13 protein-coding genes are annotated in these 15,433 nt (G+C 66.6%); 3 read left to right on the forward strand and 10 right to left on the reverse strand.

Annotation, left to right across the window (positions count from 1 at the left end; all coding sequences use genetic code 11):
- Positions 1-35 precede the first annotated feature (35 nt).
- Both GGQ98_RS03220 and ubiG read left to right on the forward strand, forming a co-directional pair.
- On the forward strand, positions 36-1,673 hold the full coding sequence (locus GGQ98_RS03220) for an N-acyl-D-amino-acid deacylase family protein (protein ID WP_184065034.1): 1,638 nt from the start codon (positions 36-38) through the stop codon (positions 1,671-1,673).
- A gap of 42 nt (positions 1,674-1,715) precedes the next feature.
- Positions 1,716-2,447: a bifunctional 2-polyprenyl-6-hydroxyphenol methylase/3-demethylubiquinol 3-O-methyltransferase UbiG gene (gene ubiG / locus GGQ98_RS03225; protein WP_184065037.1), complete on the forward strand. Its 732-nt coding sequence runs from the start codon at positions 1,716-1,718 to the stop codon at positions 2,445-2,447.
- A gap of 255 nt (positions 2,448-2,702) precedes the next feature.
- On the opposite strand, the gene GGQ98_RS03230 is transcribed toward ubiG, so the two are convergent.
- The 3 genes from GGQ98_RS03230 to GGQ98_RS03240 form a co-directional block, all read right to left on the reverse strand.
- Positions 2,703-3,500 (reverse strand): LytR/AlgR family response regulator transcription factor, encoded by a 798-nt coding sequence (locus tag GGQ98_RS03230; RefSeq protein WP_184065040.1) that lies wholly within the window; start codon positions 3,498-3,500, stop codon positions 2,703-2,705.
- Entirely contained in the window at positions 3,500-4,600 is a 1,101-nt protein-coding gene (locus tag GGQ98_RS03235) for a sensor histidine kinase (RefSeq protein ID WP_184065042.1), read from the reverse strand. The genes GGQ98_RS03230 and GGQ98_RS03235 overlap by 1 nt, the downstream gene beginning before the upstream one ends.
- Positions 4,601-4,672: 72 nt before the next feature.
- A complete protein-coding gene (locus GGQ98_RS03240; protein WP_184065045.1) occupies positions 4,673-4,990 on the reverse strand; it encodes a 2Fe-2S iron-sulfur cluster-binding protein in 318 nt (105 codons plus the stop codon).
- An 82-nt stretch (positions 4,991-5,072) separates the two neighbouring features.
- Between GGQ98_RS03240 and GGQ98_RS03245 the strand changes: the two genes are divergently transcribed.
- Positions 5,073-5,690, forward strand: a complete 618-nt coding sequence (locus GGQ98_RS03245; protein ID WP_184065048.1) for a DNA-3-methyladenine glycosylase family protein — start codon at positions 5,073-5,075, stop codon at positions 5,688-5,690.
- Between the two features lie 13 nt (positions 5,691-5,703).
- Here the strand turns inward: GGQ98_RS03245 and pdeM are convergent, their stop codons facing one another.
- The 7 genes from pdeM to GGQ98_RS03275 form a co-directional block, all read right to left on the reverse strand.
- Positions 5,704-6,360: a ligase-associated DNA damage response endonuclease PdeM gene (gene pdeM, locus GGQ98_RS03250; protein WP_184065051.1), complete on the reverse strand. Its 657-nt coding sequence runs from the start codon at positions 6,358-6,360 to the stop codon at positions 5,704-5,706.
- Positions 6,361-6,392: 32 nt separating this feature from the next.
- The gene (locus GGQ98_RS03255) at positions 6,393-7,331 is read right to left on the reverse strand and encodes a retroviral-like aspartic protease family protein (RefSeq protein WP_184065054.1); all 939 of its coding nucleotides are present in this window, start codon (positions 7,329-7,331) and stop codon (positions 6,393-6,395) included.
- 26 nt (positions 7,332-7,357) lie between these two features.
- Complete coding sequence (locus tag GGQ98_RS03260; protein WP_243451667.1) at positions 7,358-9,805, reverse strand: ligase-associated DNA damage response DEXH box helicase; 2,448 nt, start codon at positions 9,803-9,805, stop codon at positions 7,358-7,360.
- 4 nt (positions 9,806-9,809) lie between these two features.
- Positions 9,810-10,853, reverse strand: coding sequence for an aspartate-semialdehyde dehydrogenase (locus GGQ98_RS03265; RefSeq protein ID WP_184065068.1), 1,044 nt, complete (start codon positions 10,851-10,853; stop codon positions 9,810-9,812).
- Positions 10,854-11,202: 349 nt separating this feature from the next.
- The gene (locus tag GGQ98_RS18115; RefSeq protein WP_341534120.1) at positions 11,203-11,769 is read right to left on the reverse strand and encodes an LOG family protein; all 567 of its coding nucleotides are present in this window, start codon (positions 11,767-11,769) and stop codon (positions 11,203-11,205) included.
- A gap of 20 nt (positions 11,770-11,789) precedes the next feature.
- Positions 11,790-12,512 (reverse strand): dienelactone hydrolase family protein, encoded by a 723-nt coding sequence (locus GGQ98_RS18120; protein WP_207791230.1) that lies wholly within the window; start codon positions 12,510-12,512, stop codon positions 11,790-11,792.
- Positions 12,512-15,262 carry a M16 family metallopeptidase gene (locus GGQ98_RS03275; protein WP_184065071.1) on the reverse strand — a complete coding sequence of 917 codons (2,751 nt, stop codon included), beginning with the start codon at positions 15,260-15,262 and terminating at the stop codon, positions 12,512-12,514. Before GGQ98_RS03275 ends, GGQ98_RS18120 begins: the two co-directional genes overlap by 1 nt.
- Positions 15,263-15,433 lie beyond the last annotated feature (171 nt).

The following is a 15,433-nucleotide window of genomic DNA, read 5'->3' on the forward strand; positions in this document are numbered from 1 at the left end:
CGCCGCCGGAACAAGACAGACGAGGGAGAAAAGATATGGGATTCACATCGCCTGGAAAACGCGCGGCTTTTCTTGCCGGCGTGGTGCTGATGTCTTCGGGGGCCGCTGCGGCCCAGACGACCGACTACGATATCGTGATCCGCGGCGGGCGCGTGCTCGACGGCGCGGGCAATCCCTGGGTGAATGCCGATGTCGGCATAAAGGACGGGAAAATCGCGACCGTCGGGACGATCAAGGCCAAGGGCAAGCGCGAGATCGATGCGCGGGGGCGCTATGTTTCGCCCGGCTTCATCGACATGATGGACCAGTCCGGTCGGGTGCTGCCGGTGAACGGCGCGGCGGAGAACAAGCTGCGTCAGGGCGTCACCACCGTGCTTTCGGGCGAGGGCGGCACGCCGGTCGAGGCATCCGAGATTCCCGCCTATTTTTCGAAACTGGAAACACAGGGCATCGGGGTCAACTTCGGCAGCTATTACGCCACGTCTCAAGCGCGCGTTAAGGTGATGGGCGATGTCGCCGGTGCGCCCACGAAGGCGCAGATGGAGGCGATGAAGGCGGAGGTGGCCGCCGCGATGAAGGCGGGCGTGTTCGGCATAACGAGCGCGCTCATCTATCCGCCGAGCAGCTTCCAGACCACCGCCGACCTCGTCGAACTTGCGAAGGTCGCGGGCCAGTGCAACGGCTTCTATGCGACGCACATGCGCGACGAGAGCGCGAAACTGGTGCCTGCCATCGAGGAAGCCATCGAAATCGGCGAAAAGGGCGGCGTGAAGGTGGAAATCTACCACCTGAAGAACGCCTACGCGCCGGCGTGGGGCACGGGCATGGCGAAGGCGGTCGCCACCATCGAGGCGGCGCGCAAGCGCGGCGTGGACGTCGCGGCGGACATGTATCCCTATCCGGCGGGCGGCACCGGGGTCGAGATCACCGTGCCGAACTGGGTGTGGGCGGACGGCGAGGAAAAAGGCCTCGAGCGCCTGAAAGACCCCGAAATCCGCAAGAAATTGAAAGAGCAGCTCGCGGCGGGCTCGATGGAGGGGTGGTCGAACCTAGTGGAAGCCTCGGGCGGCTGGGAGCGCGTCGTCCTCGCCAACGCGCACAGCGACAAATACGCCCAGTTTCACGGCAAGAACTTCGTCGAGATCGGCAAGGCGCTCGGCCTCGATCCCGCCGACGCGGCGTGGGACATCGTGCTCAATGCCTACCCCAAGCGCTCGATGGCGCTCTATTTCATGATCGACGAGAAGGACATCGAGATGGCGCTTCGCCAGCCGTGGACGAGCATCGGCAGCGATGCGGGCGCCGCGCTGAAGCCCGGCGAAATCGATGATCTGGGCCTGCCGCATCCGCGCTCCTACGGCACGTTTCCGCGGGTGATCGCCGAATATGTGAAGCGCCGCCCGGTGCTGACGCTGGAGGACGCCGTCCGCAAGATGACCGGCTGGCCCGCACAGCGCATGGGCCTCAGCGATCGCGGCCTCGTGCGGCAGGGGATGAAGGCGGACGTGGTCGTGTTCGACTATGAAACGCTCGACGACGTGGCGAGCTGGGACAACCCGGTCGATTATCCGAGGGGCATCGACACCGTTATCGTCAACGGCCGCGTCGCGCTCGACAAGGGCAAGCTCGAGGATACGCGCGCCGGCGCCGTGCTGCGACACAGCTGCAGCTAGTCCCGGCTTGCGGCGCGGGCGTCGGCGCGCGACAGTGGCTTTATGACCACGAGCACCATCGACCCCGCGCAGGCCCGACTTTTCGACAGCATCGCCCACGAATGGTGGGATGCGGACGGATCGTCGGGGCCGCTTCACAAGGTGAACCCGGTGCGCCTCGCGTTCATCCGCGAGCAGGCGCTGTCGCACTTCGGACGCGATTCGCGGGACCGGGCGTGGCTTTCCGGGCTGGACGTGCTCGACATCGGCTGCGGCGGCGGCATCCTTGCCGAACCGCTCGCCCGCCTCGGCGGACGGGTGACGGCGATCGACGCGGCGGCCGAAGCGATCGCCGTGGCGAAGGCGCACGCCGCCGATGCGGGGCTTGACATCGACTATCGCCAGTCCTCCGTGGAGGCGCTGGCGGAGGGCGCGGGGCGCTTCGATCTCATCACCTGCATGGAGGTGGTCGAGCATGTCGCGGACGTGCCGGTCTTCCTGCGGGGCATCGCCCGTCTGTTGAAGCCCGCCGGTCTGCTCGTCTTCTCGACCCCGAACCGCACGGCACTCTCCTACGGCACGCTGATCGTCGGCGCCGAATGGGTGCTGCGCTTCATTCCGCGCGGCACGCACGACTGGAACAGGTTCCTGACGCCCGAGGAACTGACCGCCGCGCTGGAGACCGCCGAACTCAAGGTTACGGAAACGCGCGGTATCGGCTTCCGCCCCTCGCGCGGCTTCGAACTGTCGGACGACCGCCGCATCAATTACATCGGCGCGGCGGTGCGTGCCTGACCGGCGGGCTTGCCCAATAGGGTTATATGTGCGGTAACACGCGCAATCCCGGCCCTCGCGCGCCCGGATTTCAGCCGAAGTTGATGAAGTTGAAACATGCTCGCACGCGATCGCGCGCGCGGGCACGCGACGACCGTGATGGACCGTTGTTTCGGAATTGCTCTTGGCTGTCGCATGGGCAGGCCTCCACGAGGCGACCATGTGTCGCGCTTCGCGGAGAGCCTTTCATGCCAAACCCTATTTGGGAAGGGCGTGTTACAAAAACCGCGCCACCACATCCCGGTAGCTGCGGCTGACTTTCACCTCGGCGCCGGAGCCGAGCTTCAGGAAGCACTCGCCGTTGGTGTGCGGCTTTACCTGCTTCACCTGATCAAGATTGACGATCGTGGAGCGGTGAACGCGCTTGAAGATGCGCGGATCGAGGCGCTTTTCGAGATCCTTCATCGTCTCGCGCAGGATCAGCGTGTTGTCGCCGGTGTAGATGCACATGTAGTCACCTGCCGCGTCGATCCGCTCGATGCTTTCCACATCGACCCGGAAGATCTGGCCACGATCCTTGATGTTGATCATCCGCTCGAAACGCGACGCGGCATGGGGTTCCGGCGCGGACTTGATATCGGCGGCCGCGGCGGGCGCAACTTCCTGCAGAAGCTCGCGCAGCCGGTCTTTTTCAGCACCGGCGTTCTTCTCGCCGAGCCGCTGCCGCACGCGCTCCATCGTGGCGGCGAGACGGGCCTCGTCCACCGGTTTCATCAGGTAATCGACCGCGTGGGCGTCGAAGGCCTTGAGTGCGAACTCGTTGTAGGCGGTTACGAACACCACCAGCGGCGGTTCGATGTCGGCAAGCCCGTTGACGACGGAAAACCCATCGAAACCAGGCATCTGGATGTCGAGAAACACGACATCGGGCTTGTGCGTCTTGATTGCGCGGATGGCTTCGCGCCCGTTGGCGCAGCGTTCGATGATCTCGATGTCATCGAAGGCTTCCAACCGCATCTCAAGGCCCTTGATGGCCAAAGGCTCATCATCGACCAATATGGTCCGGATCGTCATTAAACGCTCTCCTTGAGCCGAACACTTGCGGGCTCGAACGGGATTTCAATATTGGCGACGACCCCCTGAGGTACGTTTGATATCATTTCGAACCGATGGTCGTCGCCATAGGTCTGAAACAGTCTATCGCGAATATTGTTCAATCCGACCCCGGACGACGGGACGAGTGACGATCTTTCTGCGGTGAGCCCCGGTCCGTCGTCGCTGATCGAAATCAGCAGCCTGTCGCCCGAAACATGTGCCGCCACAACGATTTCAGCCCCTTCTTCCTGCGGCGTGACGGCATATTTGATGGCGTTTTCGACAAGCGGCTGCAGCAGCAGCGAGGGAAGCGAACCGTGCAGCGCGGCGTCCTCTATGTCGAAGCGGGTGCGCAGCCGGTCTTCGAATCGCATGCGTTCGATCTCGAAATAGAGCTTGAGCGCCTCGATCTCCTGCGCCAGCGAAACCGTTTCCGTGGGATCGCTGACCAGGCTGTAGCGCAGGAACGACGACAGGCGGGAAAGCATCGTGTTCGCGCGCTCGGTTTCCTTGAGCAGCACCAGCGTGGAAATGCTGTTCAGCGTGTTGAACAGGAAATGCGGATTGAGCTGATAGCGCAGCATGGCGAGCTGCGCCGCGCTCGCCTGCGCGGAAAGGATCAGCACCCGTTCCGATTGTTCGTCGAGCAGCAGATAATAGTTGATGCCGTAGTAAAGGCCCGTCCATGCCGCGAGCACGGAGAGATCGAGCAGGATGGCGCCGAAAAACTGGATGCCCTGGGGCTGGAAGCTGGAGTTGTAGAAGCGCGCGTGCGCCCAGACTTCTAGCGCGGAAAAGGCAACGGCGGCGAGCGCCACGATGATGAGCGTGAGGCTCCACACGAACACCGCGCGCATGCGGATGATGCGGCGAAACGCGGCGGACATGAGGAGCGTGAGCGAAAAGCCGGTCGCAGTGGCGACGAGCGTGGGCACGACGTAGCCGATGCCCATCGAATTGGCGAGCCCGCCGAGCGCGCGGAGCACCAGATAGGCCGCCCAGCCGCTGATCTGGAGCACCCAGAAGGCGTGGTTCTTGTCGGCAAAAAAGCCCTGTTTGGGAAGCGGACCGAGTTTCATCGCGCCAAGACTGCAACAATCGCCTTCAAAACGCGAGCGCCGAACTCAGGCCGCCAACCTCGATCCCGACCTTCAATCTTCCGGCGCGATGGTGACCTTGAGACCGTCGAGCTCGTCGCTCATCTCGATCTGACAGGAAAGGCGTGAACTGGCCTGCTTGTAGTCGGACGAATCGAGCAGGTCGTTCTCATCCTCGCCGGGGGTGCCGACAACGTCCGTCCACGCATCGTCCACGAACACATGGCACGTCGCGCACGAGCAGCAGCCGCCGCACAGCGCCAGAAGCTCGTCGAAGCCGTTGTCGCGAATGGCTTCCATCACGGACAGGCCGTTTTCGGCTTCCACCGTCTTTTCGGATCCGTCGCGTGACACGACAATCAGTTTCGCCATCTCTTACCCCGTTCCCTCGACCTTTTGATTCGGGAAGCCTAATAGCGGCAAGACAGGCGTTGTCAAAAGGCATGAGCGGCGAATGGGTTTGACTGCGGAAGCGTTGCGCGACGGCATCGATGCCATCGCCGCGCGCGACGCGCACGTGGCGGCAGCGCTCGCCCGGGCCGGTTATCCCGAGCCGCGTATCCGGGGACGCGGCTATGAGACGCTGCTGCGCACGATCGTGGGCCAGCAGGTGAGCGTCGGGGCCGCGAACAGCATCTGGAACAAGCTGGCAGGGGCGGTGGGGGCGATCGCGGACCCCCGCGCGCTGCTTGCGCGATCCGCCGAAGACCTGCGCGCGGCGGGGCTTTCGCGGCAGAAAATCGGCTACGCCCAGAGCCTTGCCGGACTTTCCGCCTCCGGCGAGATCGATTTCGCGAACCTTCCCGCCGACGACGAGGCGGCGATCGCGCTGCTGAGCGCCGTGAAAGGCATCGGGCGCTGGTCGGCGGAAATCTATCTGCTGTTCGCCGAAGGCCGCCCCGACATCTGGCCCGCCGGAGACCTTGCCGTGCAGATCGAGGTGGGGCGCATCAAGGGGCTGGCCGAACGGCCGAGCGAGCGTGCGACGCGCGAGATCGCCGAACTGTGGCGGCCGCATCGGGGCGCGGCGGCGGTGTTCATGTGGCACCATTACAAGACCGAAGTGCTCTGAAAGGGCGGGCGTTTCAGGCGGCGAGCGGAAACCTGAGCAGCCGGTCCTGTGTCGGCACAAGGGCGATGGCCGGGCGCCCGGCGGCGTTCAGGATCGCGGGGTGATTCGCGGCAAGTCCGCCGGTCAGCGCGCCGAACGCAGGCAGGATCAGTTTTCGCTCCGACATCACGAAGCAGCGGCGGCTGACCGCGCGCCCGCGTCCCTGAACGCGGATTTTCGGGTGGAAATGCCCGCTGATCTCCGGAAGCGCGGATGCGGGCTCGGCTTCGTGGCGCAGCACGATGCCGTCCACCTCGACCTCGGTTCGGGCAAGGCCGAGGCCGCCTGCCTTCAGGTCGTGGTTGCCGGTGATCCACACCCAGTCGATGCGGCTCTGCAGCGTGTGCAACAGTTCAAGCGCGCTGCCGCAAAGCCGGGCAGGGCCCTCCGCGTCGTGGAAGCTGTCGCCGAGGCACCAGAGCGTCTGCGCGCCTGTTGACGCGATGAGCGCTTCAAGCCCGCACAGCGTCTGCAAACTGTCGTAGGGCGGCAGCATCCGGCCGAAACGCGCAAACCAGCTGGCCTTCTCGAAGTGAAGATCGGCGACCAGAAGCGCGCGGCGCGCAGGCCACCAGAGCGCGCCCGCAGCGAGCGGAACCATCTCGTGGCCTGCGAACGAAAGGGGAACCATGCCTTCGGCTATGCCCCGGCGTGGCTGCGCGATCAAGGGGCGGCTGCCGCGATCCGCGTGTCCGTCTCCCGATTGCCGCCGCCCGGCACGACGAAACGCACCTTGCGCGTTGCGAAGTCCACCGCGACCTGCTCGAACGCGCGCAGCGTGTTCATGCCGAGCAGCATGGCGGGCCGCGTGTCGAGACCGAGCTGACGGAACACCGGGAGGTCGGCGAAGGCGATCGGCATGCCCATCAGCGTCACGCTGCCGAGCCGCATGTCGTCGACAAGCGCGATTTCGGCGGGAACCGAGCCGCCCGCCACGTCGTGCAGCGTGGTGGGGATCAGCAGCGACGCCTTGCCCCGCTTCACCGCCGCCTTGCGCATCGCGAAATTGCCGACGCTGTGTTCCGCGCCGGTATCGATCACCACCGCGATCCTGCGGTGGCCGATGGCGGCATCGGCAAGGATCAGGCGGCCGAGGCGGCTGCGCGCGCGGATGACGATGGTGCTGTCGTCGTCGGCTTCGAGGTCGGGCGTTTTCGATGCGGGGGTGATGACGATCGTCTGCCGCGCGAAATCGATGAGGATCGCCTTCGATTGCAGGCTGTCGACGCCGAGCAGACCTTCGGCGCCGAGATCGCCGCGCCGGAAAAGCGGCGCCCGCACGTTGCGCACGGGCGTGTTCGTCACTGACAGCGACGGCACGGTGACGGTTTCGAACCGCCCGACGCCGCTGATGCTGTGGACGTTCGCGCTGCCGGTGCGCCCGAGGCCGAGGGTGTTTGCAAGCTCTTCGGAAAGGACCGTGCGCTCGGCGCCGGTATCCACCACGAAATCGAAGGGCCCACGCCCGCCGATGCTGACCGGCACGGTCATGCGGAGCGACCGGTCGGCGCTGAAATCAACGGTTTCGGCGGCACCAGGCGGAGACGGCGCCGGTTCGGCGGCCCCGCCGGCGAGCAGAACGGCGATTGCCAAGGCGTGCATGACACGTTCCTTCCCTGCCGCGCAGCTTACGCGACATCGGGCCTCTCAACAACGATGTGCATGGCCTGCCGGGCGAGCGCTTCCGCCTCGATGAGCAGCGCGTCGTCGGCAAGGCCCTGCGCGACGCTTTCGCGCCCGATCATCACCAGCACAGGCACCGCGAGGGGGGACACGCGGTCGAGGCGCTTGTGGACGATGCTGCCCGCGGCGCGGTCGAGCAGGTTCGCGAGGCGGGCGACGTCGGTGAGGCGCAGGCGCGCATCCTCCCACGCGGCGCGCAGCAGCATGTGATCGGGCTCGTATTTGCGCAGCACGTTGTAGATGAGATCGGTGGAGAAGGTGACCTGACGGCCGGATTTGCGCTTGCCCGGATGCTGGCGTTCGATCAGCCCGCCGATCACCGCGACCTCGCGGAACGCGCGCTTCAGCAGGTGCGAGGTCTGGACCCATTCGGCAAGCTCGTCCTCCAGGATGTCGGGCGAGAAGAGCGGCGCGGGGTCGCGCACTTCCTTCAGGCCGTAGACACCCAGCGCATAGTCGTTCGCCACGAAGCCCGTGGGTTGCAGGCCGAGCGTCTCCATGCGGCGGGTGAGCAGCATGCCGAGCGACTGGTGCGCGTTCCAGCCTTCGAAGCTGTAGGCGATCATGTGGTGGAGGCCGTCGTGCGGGAAGGTCTCGATCAGAAGTTCGCCCGGTTTCGGCAGCACGGAACGGATCTGCTGCACCTCCAGCCATTCGGCCACATCCGGCGGGAAGCGCCGCCACTGCGCAGGGTCGGCGAGGAAACCGCGCACGCGCTCGGCAAGGTGCGTGGAAAGCGGCAGGCGCGCGCCCATGTAGCTCGGGATCATCGCCGCGCGCCGCGTGGCGCTGACGATGAGGTCGGTGTCGATGATGCGCTCCACCTCCAGCGCGAGGCCTCCGAAGCGGAACGTGTCGCCCGGCGAAAGCGTGGAGGCGAAATATTCCTCGACGCGGCCGAGGCTGCGCCCGTTGCCGAAGCGCACGTCGAGCATCGGGGCCTCGACGATGATGCCCGCGTTCAGCCGGTGCTGCTTCGCGAGATTGGGGTGGCTGACGCGCCAGCGCCCGTCCGGGTTCTGCGTGAGGCGCTTGTAGCGGTCGTAGGCGCGCAGGGCGTAGCCGCCGTCCGCCACGAAGTGCAGGACGCGGTGGAATTCCTCGCGGGTGAGCGCGGCATAAGGCGCGGCGCGGCGCACTTCAGCGAACATGGCGTCCGCGTCGAAGGGGTCGGCGCAGGCGCAGGCCATCAGGTGCTGGGCGAGAACATCGAGCGCGCCGGGGCGCCAGGGTTCGGTGTCCAGCTCGCCCGCGTCGATGGCGTCGAGCGCGGCGCGGGCTTCGAGATATTCGAAGCGGTTGCCAGGTACGACGATCGCCTCGCTCGCTTCATCGAGCCGGTGGTTGGCGCGGCCGATGCGCTGGATGAGACGCGACGAACCCTTGGGCGCGCCCATCTGGACGACGAGATCGACGTCGCCCCAATCGACGCCGAGATCGAGGCTGGCGGTGCAGACGAGCGCGCGCAGCCGCCCGTCCGCCATCGCGCCCTCCACCTTCTGCCGCGCCTCCTTCGACAGTGATCCGTGGTGGAGACCGATGGGGAGCGTCGCCTCGTTTACCGCCCACAGGTCGTTGAACACCAGCTCGGCGAGGCTGCGCGTGTTGCAGAACACGAGCGTGAGCCGGTGCCGCTCGATTTCGCGGTACACCTGCTCGGCCGCGTAGCGCCCCGAATGGCCGGACCACGGCACGCGGCCCTCGGGCGTCAGGATCTCGATCTTCGCCTTCGCGCCCGGTTCGCCGGCGACGAGCGCGACGTTTTCGCCCGGCGCCAGCCAGCGGCGGTAATCCTCCGGGTCGCCGATCGTGGCGGAAAGCGCGACGCGGCGCAGGCCGGGCACGAGGCCCTGCAGCCGCGCGATCGCGAGCGCCAGCAGGTCGCCGCGCTTGCCGCTTGCGAAGGCGTGGACCTCGTCGATCACGATGGTCCTGAGCCCGGCGAACGTGCGCGCGCTGTCCGGGTAGGACAGAAGCAGCGACAGCGATTCGGGGGTGGTCAGCAAGATATGCGGCGGCGCGGTGCGCTGGCGGGCTTTCTTGTCGGAGGACGTGTCACCGGTGCGCGTTTCGACGCGGATGGGCAGGCCCATTTCGGCGATCGGGGCGAGCAGGTTGCGCTCGACGTCCGCCGCGAGCGCCTTCAGCGGCGAGACGTAGAGCGTGTGCAGCCCTTCGGCGGGGTTCTGGATGAGGTCGGCGAGCGTCGGCAGGAAGCCCGCGAGCGTCTTGCCCGCGCCCGTCGCCGCCACCAGCAGCGCGTGCTGCCCGGCCTCGGCGGCGACGACCATCTCCGCCTGATGCCGCCGCACGCGCCAGCCGCGCGCATCGAACCAGCGGGTGATGATGGCGGGGAGCATCGGCGCGGATGATGCCGCACCGATGCTCCCCATGCAATCAGCGTGCCTGTTCGAGCAGCACTTCCGCGACCTGCACGGCGTTGAGCGCCGCGCCCTTGCGGAGATTGTCGCCGACGACGAACAGCGCGAGGCCGTGGTCGACGGTCGGGTCGCTGCGGACGCGGCCGACGAATACCGGATCCTTGCCGGTGGCTTCGAGCGGGTTGGGCACGTCCGTCACCACCACGCCCGGCGCGGCTTCGAGCAGTTTCAGCGCGTCGGCGACCGACAGCGGACGCTCGAACGCGACGTTCATTGAGAGCGCATGGCCGCTGAACACGGGCACGCGCACGCAGGTGCCCGAGACGGTGAGGGCGGGGAGGTTCAGGATCTTGCGGCTTTCGTCGCGGAGCTTGGCTTCTTCCTCGGTGTAGCCGTCCTCACCGAGCACGTAGTTCAGCGGCACGACGTTGAAGGCGATCGGCACGGCCCATTTGCGGGGCTCGCCGAGGTCCACGGCGGCGCCGTCGCGCGCGAGCGCATCGCTGCCCGCAGCGCCCGCGACGATCTGTTCGTGCAGTTCCTCGACGCCCGCCATGCCGCCGCCAGAGACGGCCTGATAGGTGCTGGCGACCAGGCTCTTCAGGCCCGCCGCCGCGTGGAGCGGCTTCAGCACGGGCATCGCGGCCATTGTCGTGCAGTTCGGGTTGGCGACGATGCCCTTGGGGATATCGCGCAGCGCCTCCGGGTTCACCTCGGCAACGACGAGCGGCACGTCGGGGTCGCTGCGCCATGCCGAGCTGTTGTCGATGACGACCGCGCCTGCTGCTGCGGCCTTCGGCGCCAGCGTGCGCGAGGTCGAGCCGCCCGCCGAGAAGAACACGATGTCGAGACCCGCGAAATCGGCGGTATCGGCGTCTTCCACCACAACGTCGTTGCCGCGGAAGGGGATCGCCTTGCCGCGCGACCGCGCGGACGCGAACAGGCGGAGCGAGGCGAGCGGGAAGTCACGCTCGGCGAGAATGTCGAGCATCATGCCGCCGACGAGGCCGGTCGCGCCGACGATGCCGACGCTGGGGCGGGCGGGAAGGGGTTTGGTCATGTGAACTGCGTCTCCTGTTGTATGGCAGAGGCGCGGGGTACGTGGCTTTGGGAAATCCAGGCCGCCCCGCGCTTCGGCGGGGCTCTGTCCTGCTGGCTTGCCGGTTAAACCGTCAGCACGAACAAGACCGCCCCGCGAGCGCGGACCGGCTTGGTGCTAATCGTTTTCATCGTCATGGACATCGCGGCGCGCGATAGCAGGGTCAATTCTCGCTGTAAATGCCGATGTGTGCGAATTCTGAAGCCCCTCCGCTGAAGAGGAGGGGCGGTGCCGCTCCGCGACGCCGGGCTTGTGGATACGCCCCACCCCCGACCCCTCCCCTGAAGAGGAGGGGAGAAAAAAAGGGTGTCTAGCTCTGTTCGAGGCCGATCCATTTCTCGACGAGCGGTGCTTGCCACGTTTCCAGCGCGTCGATCAGCGCGTCGGGTGTTTCCGCCACGGCGAGCATGCCCCGGTGCTGCGGGCGCACGAATTTCTCGGCGGCCATGTGATCGAGGAAACCGGCAAGCTGATCGTAGTAGCCCGCGACGTTCAGGAGCCCGCAGGGCTTTTCGAAGATGCCGAGCTGGCTCCAGGTCCAGACCTCGAACAGCTCCTCGAGCGTGCCGACGCCGCCGGGCAACGCCGCGAAGGCATCGGCGCGGCTTGCCATTTCCGCCTTTCGCTCGTGCATCGAGCCGGTGATGACAAGCTGGGTGAGGCCGTGGTGCGCGACCTCGTGATCGACGAGCGCCTGCGGGATGACGCCGACGGCTTCACCGCCGCCCGCAAGCACGGCATCGGCGAGCACGCCCATCAGGCCGATCGACGCGCCGCCATAAACGAGCCGGATGCCGCGCGCGGCCATCGCCGTGCCGAGCCCATGCGCGGCGTCCGCATAATCGGGGCGTGCCCCCCGGCTGGAGCCGAGGAACACGCAGAGACTGGAAATCCGCCTCAGGCGAAAATCTCCTCGAGGAACAGCAGCGTTGCCTGCCACGAGCGGCGATCGGCGATCTCGTTGTACTGCGCGCCGCCTTCGCGGTTGTTCATGCCCTTCGCGGTGAAGGCGTGGACGGTGTCGCCGTAGGCGTTCAGTTGCCACCTGGCGCCCGCGTCGGTCAGCTCCTTCGCAAGGCCGAGCACGTCCTGCGGCGGGGCGAGCGGGTCTTCCCAGCCGTGGTGGACCTGCACCTGCGCATGGATCGGCCCCTGCGGCCCGAGGTTCGGCGGCGGATAGACGCCGTGGAACGAGACGACGCCCGCCACATCCTTCGTGCCGCTGCGCGCCACGTCGAGCGCGCACAGGCCGCCGAAGCAGAAGCCGGTGAACGCGATGCGCGACGGATCGGCGAGGGGGTGCGATTTGGCGAACTCCACGGCGGCGAGCAGCCGGTCGCGCAGCAGCGCGCGGTCCGCCATCAGCGGGCTCATCAGCGCGCTGTTGTCCTGGCCCACCGTGCCGCGCACGCCCTTGCCGTAGGTATCGATCGCGATGCCGACGTAGCCGGCTTCGGCAAGCAGATCGGCCCGCTCGCATTCGTGCGGACACTGGCCCGCCCACTGGTGCGCGACGAGGACGACGGGGCGCCTGTGCGTACCGCCGGTGTGGGCGACATAGGCCTCGAACGTCGTGCCCGCGTGCGTATAATCTGCGTAACCCGTTTCAATCTTGCTCATCATTTCACCTCGATCGGGAGTCCAAGAGTTTTCAGCTGCGGCTCCACCTGTCGCCGGTCTCCGACGATCACCCAGAGCAGCCTGTTCACGTCGATATTGGCCTTCGCCGCCGCGATCATCTGTTCGCGGGTGAGCGCGTTCAGTTTTGCGGCGTAGGTCACCTGATAATCATCGGGGCGCTTCAGGCGGGCGTTCGTCTGCAGCGCATCGAGCACGGCGGACGAGGATTCGTAGGCGCCCGGCAGCCGCCCGGAAAGGAACGCGAGAGTCGATTTCATCTCCTCGGGCGTGATCGGCTTGTCGGTGACGTAGGCGGTGATGTCCGTGCGGAGTTCGGTGAGCGCCGCGCCGGTCTTGTCCGCCTGCACGGGGGCGAACACGTAGAAGGGCATCTGCTCCGACGTTTGCGAGATCGCGGTGGAAACGCCGTAGGACCAGCCCTTGTCCTCGCGCAGGTTCATGTTGAGCCGCGAGGTGAACACGCCGCCGAGCGGAGTGTTCGCGGTGGTGAGCGCGAGGTTGTCGTCCGTGCCCTTGTGCGCGAGCGGGTAGCCCGCGAGGATGAACGACTGCGGCGAGCCGGGGCGATCGATCAGGATGATCCTGCTGGCGGCAGGCGGGCTTGCGGTCGTGAAGGTTTTCGCGCCCTTCGGCGTGGACGGGGCGGACCATGTTCCGACGGTCTTTTCGAGGAGCGGCACGAGCTGGCCGATCGTCGTCGCGCCCGCCGCGAAGATCGTGGCATTGTCGGGGCGCAGCCAGGTCTGGTGGAAGCCGACGAGGTCTTCGCGCGTGACCGCCTTGACCCCCTCCACGGTGCCCGAGCCGGTGAGCGGCACGCCGTAGGGGTGCGCCGCGCCGTAGATGAGCGGCGGCAGCAGGCGCAGCGCGAGCGTCTGCGGCTGGCTTTCCTCCTGCGCGATCCCGGCGATCTGGATGCCGCGCACGCGTTCCAGCTCGGCGGGGTCGAACTTCGGGTTGCGGATGATATCCGCCCACAGATCGAGCGAGGGCGCGAGGTTGGTGGAAAGCGCCGAGAGCGAGATTTCGGTGGTGTCGTTGCCTGCGCTCGCGCCGATGTCGGCGCCCAGACGCTCCTCTTCCTCGGCGATCTGGATGGCGGTGCGCTTCGCCGTGCCTTCATCGAGCAGCGAGAGCATCAGCGACTGCGTGCCGAGCTTGTCGCGCGCGTCGGCGGCGTTGCCCGCATCGAACACCATCGAGAGGTTGACGACCGGCACGGTGTCGCGCTTCGCGAACACGACCTCGATGCCGTTCGAGAGCGTCGCGCGCTCTACGGCCGGGAATTCGAGCGCGGGCGCGCCGTCCACGGGAGGCAGCTTCGAACGGTCGATGCCCTTGCCCGCGACCTGCTGGAGCGCGCCGTAGGGATAGACGGTGAGCTGGTAGTCGCCCTTCGATATCCAGCGCTTCGCGGCGGCCTGCACGCTTGCGGGGGTGGCGTTCACATAGGCGGAAAGGTCTTTCTTGAACTTCTGCGGATCGCCCGAATAAAGCTCCCCTTCCGCGAGCGTCACGGCCTTGCCGCCGAAGCCGCCGACCGCTTCGAGGCCCCGGATCGTGCCGGAAACCGCGCGCATCGCGACGCGGCCGACCTCGTCCTTCGTCGGACCCTTGGCGAGAAACTCGCCGAGAAGCTGGTCGAGCCGGGCGTTCACGGTATCCGGGTTCACGCCCGGCTTCACGTCCACCTCGATCTGCAGCAGGCTGACGGCCTCGAACGACTGCAGATAGCCGGAGACGCCGATGGCGAGTTGCTTGTCGCGCACGAGATCCTTGTGAAGCCGCGAGCTGCCCCCGCCGCCGAGCGTTGCCGCGGCGATCGAGAGGTTCTGGGCGTCGGCATCGTTGAGGCCGGGCACCGCCCACACGCGGTAGATGCGCGTGTTGGAGACCTGATCCTCCATCGTTTCGCGCACGGTCTCGCTGCGTTCCGGCACCCAGGCGCGCAGGCGGCGCTCGACGGCGGGACCGGCAGGAAGATCGCCGAAATATTTCTCGACGAGCGGCTTCGCGGTCGCCGCGTCGATGTCGCCCGCGAGCACGAGCACGGCGTTGTTGGGGCCGTACCACGTGCGGAACCACGTCTTCACGTCTTCGAGCGAGGCGGCGGAGAGGTCTTCCATCGAGCCGATCGTTGAGTGGCGGTAAGGGTGGCCTTCGGGGAGCAGGCCTTCGAGGATGCGGTATTCGGTCTTGCCGTAGGGCTGGTTGTCGCCCTGTCGCTTTTCGTTCTGCACGACGCCGATCTGGTTCGTGAGCTTGGTCTGGTCGATCGCGCCCAGAAGATGCCCCATGCGGTCGGATTCGAGGAACAGGATGCGTTCAAGGCCGGGCGTCGGCACGTTCTGGAAATAGTTGGTGCGGTCGAACCACGTCGTGCCGTTGTAGCTCGTCGCGCCCATTTCCTGCAGCGCCACGAACCAGTCGTGGTTGTAGTTTTCCGTGCCGTTGAACATCAGGTGTTCGAAGAGGTGCGCGAAGCCGGTCTTGCCCGCAGGCTCGTCCTTCGAGCCGACATGATACCAGATGCTCGTCGCGATGATCGGCGCCTTGCGGTCGGTATGGACGATGACGCGCAGGCCGTTTGCAAGCGTGAAGCGCTCGTAGGGAATATCGACGGCGGAGACGAGCGCGGGGTCGGGGCCTGCGCCCCTGGAGGCGGCGAGGGTCGGTGCAGCGGCGCCCAGCGCGAGCGCGACGGCGGTTCCGAGGAAGAGTGATTTCATGGTGCAGCAATGCTCCGGATGCGGCCAGGCGGCGGTCATGGCGAACGCATAAGGGGTCGGCGGCGGTGCGGCAAGTCGAGGCGCTTGCACTCGGGCAAGGCGGCTTCTATCAAGGCGCCGCTTTTGTACCCCGCCGGTTCCGGCCGGGTTGTTTTCATGGACGTGACAAAG

It is taken from the genome of Sphingosinicella soli (assembly GCF_014199685.1).
GTDB lineage: Bacteria > Pseudomonadota > Alphaproteobacteria > Sphingomonadales > Sphingomonadaceae > Sphingosinicella > Sphingosinicella soli.

Coding starts and splice junctions, on each gene's coding strand:
- GGQ98_RS03220 (WP_184065034.1), top strand. CDS start 36: ATGGGATTCACATCGCCTGGAAAACGCGCGGCTTTTCTTGCCGGCGTG.
- ubiG (WP_184065037.1), top strand. CDS start 1,716: ATGACCACGAGCACCATCGACCCCGCGCAGGCCCGACTTTTCGACAGC.
- GGQ98_RS03230 (WP_184065040.1), bottom strand. CDS start 3,500: ATGACGATCCGGACCATATTGGTCGATGATGAGCCTTTGGCCATCAAG.
- GGQ98_RS03235 (WP_184065042.1), bottom strand. CDS start 4,600: ATGAAACTCGGTCCGCTTCCCAAACAGGGCTTTTTTGCCGACAAGAAC.
- GGQ98_RS03240 (WP_184065045.1), bottom strand. CDS start 4,990: ATGGCGAAACTGATTGTCGTGTCACGCGACGGATCCGAAAAGACGGTG.
- GGQ98_RS03245 (WP_184065048.1), top strand. CDS start 5,073: ATGGGTTTGACTGCGGAAGCGTTGCGCGACGGCATCGATGCCATCGCC.
- pdeM (WP_184065051.1), bottom strand. CDS start 6,360: ATGGTTCCCCTTTCGTTCGCAGGCCACGAGATGGTTCCGCTCGCTGCG.
- GGQ98_RS03255 (WP_184065054.1), bottom strand. CDS start 7,331: ATGCACGCCTTGGCAATCGCCGTTCTGCTCGCCGGCGGGGCCGCCGAA.
- GGQ98_RS03260 (WP_243451667.1), bottom strand. CDS start 9,805: ATGGGGAGCATCGGTGCGGCATCATCCGCGCCGATGCTCCCCGCCATC.
- GGQ98_RS03265 (WP_184065068.1), bottom strand. CDS start 10,853: ATGACCAAACCCCTTCCCGCCCGCCCCAGCGTCGGCATCGTCGGCGCG.
- GGQ98_RS18120 (WP_207791230.1), bottom strand. CDS start 12,512: ATGAGCAAGATTGAAACGGGTTACGCAGATTATACGCACGCGGGCACG.
- GGQ98_RS03275 (WP_184065071.1), bottom strand. CDS start 15,262: ATGAAATCACTCTTCCTCGGAACCGCCGTCGCGCTCGCGCTGGGCGCC.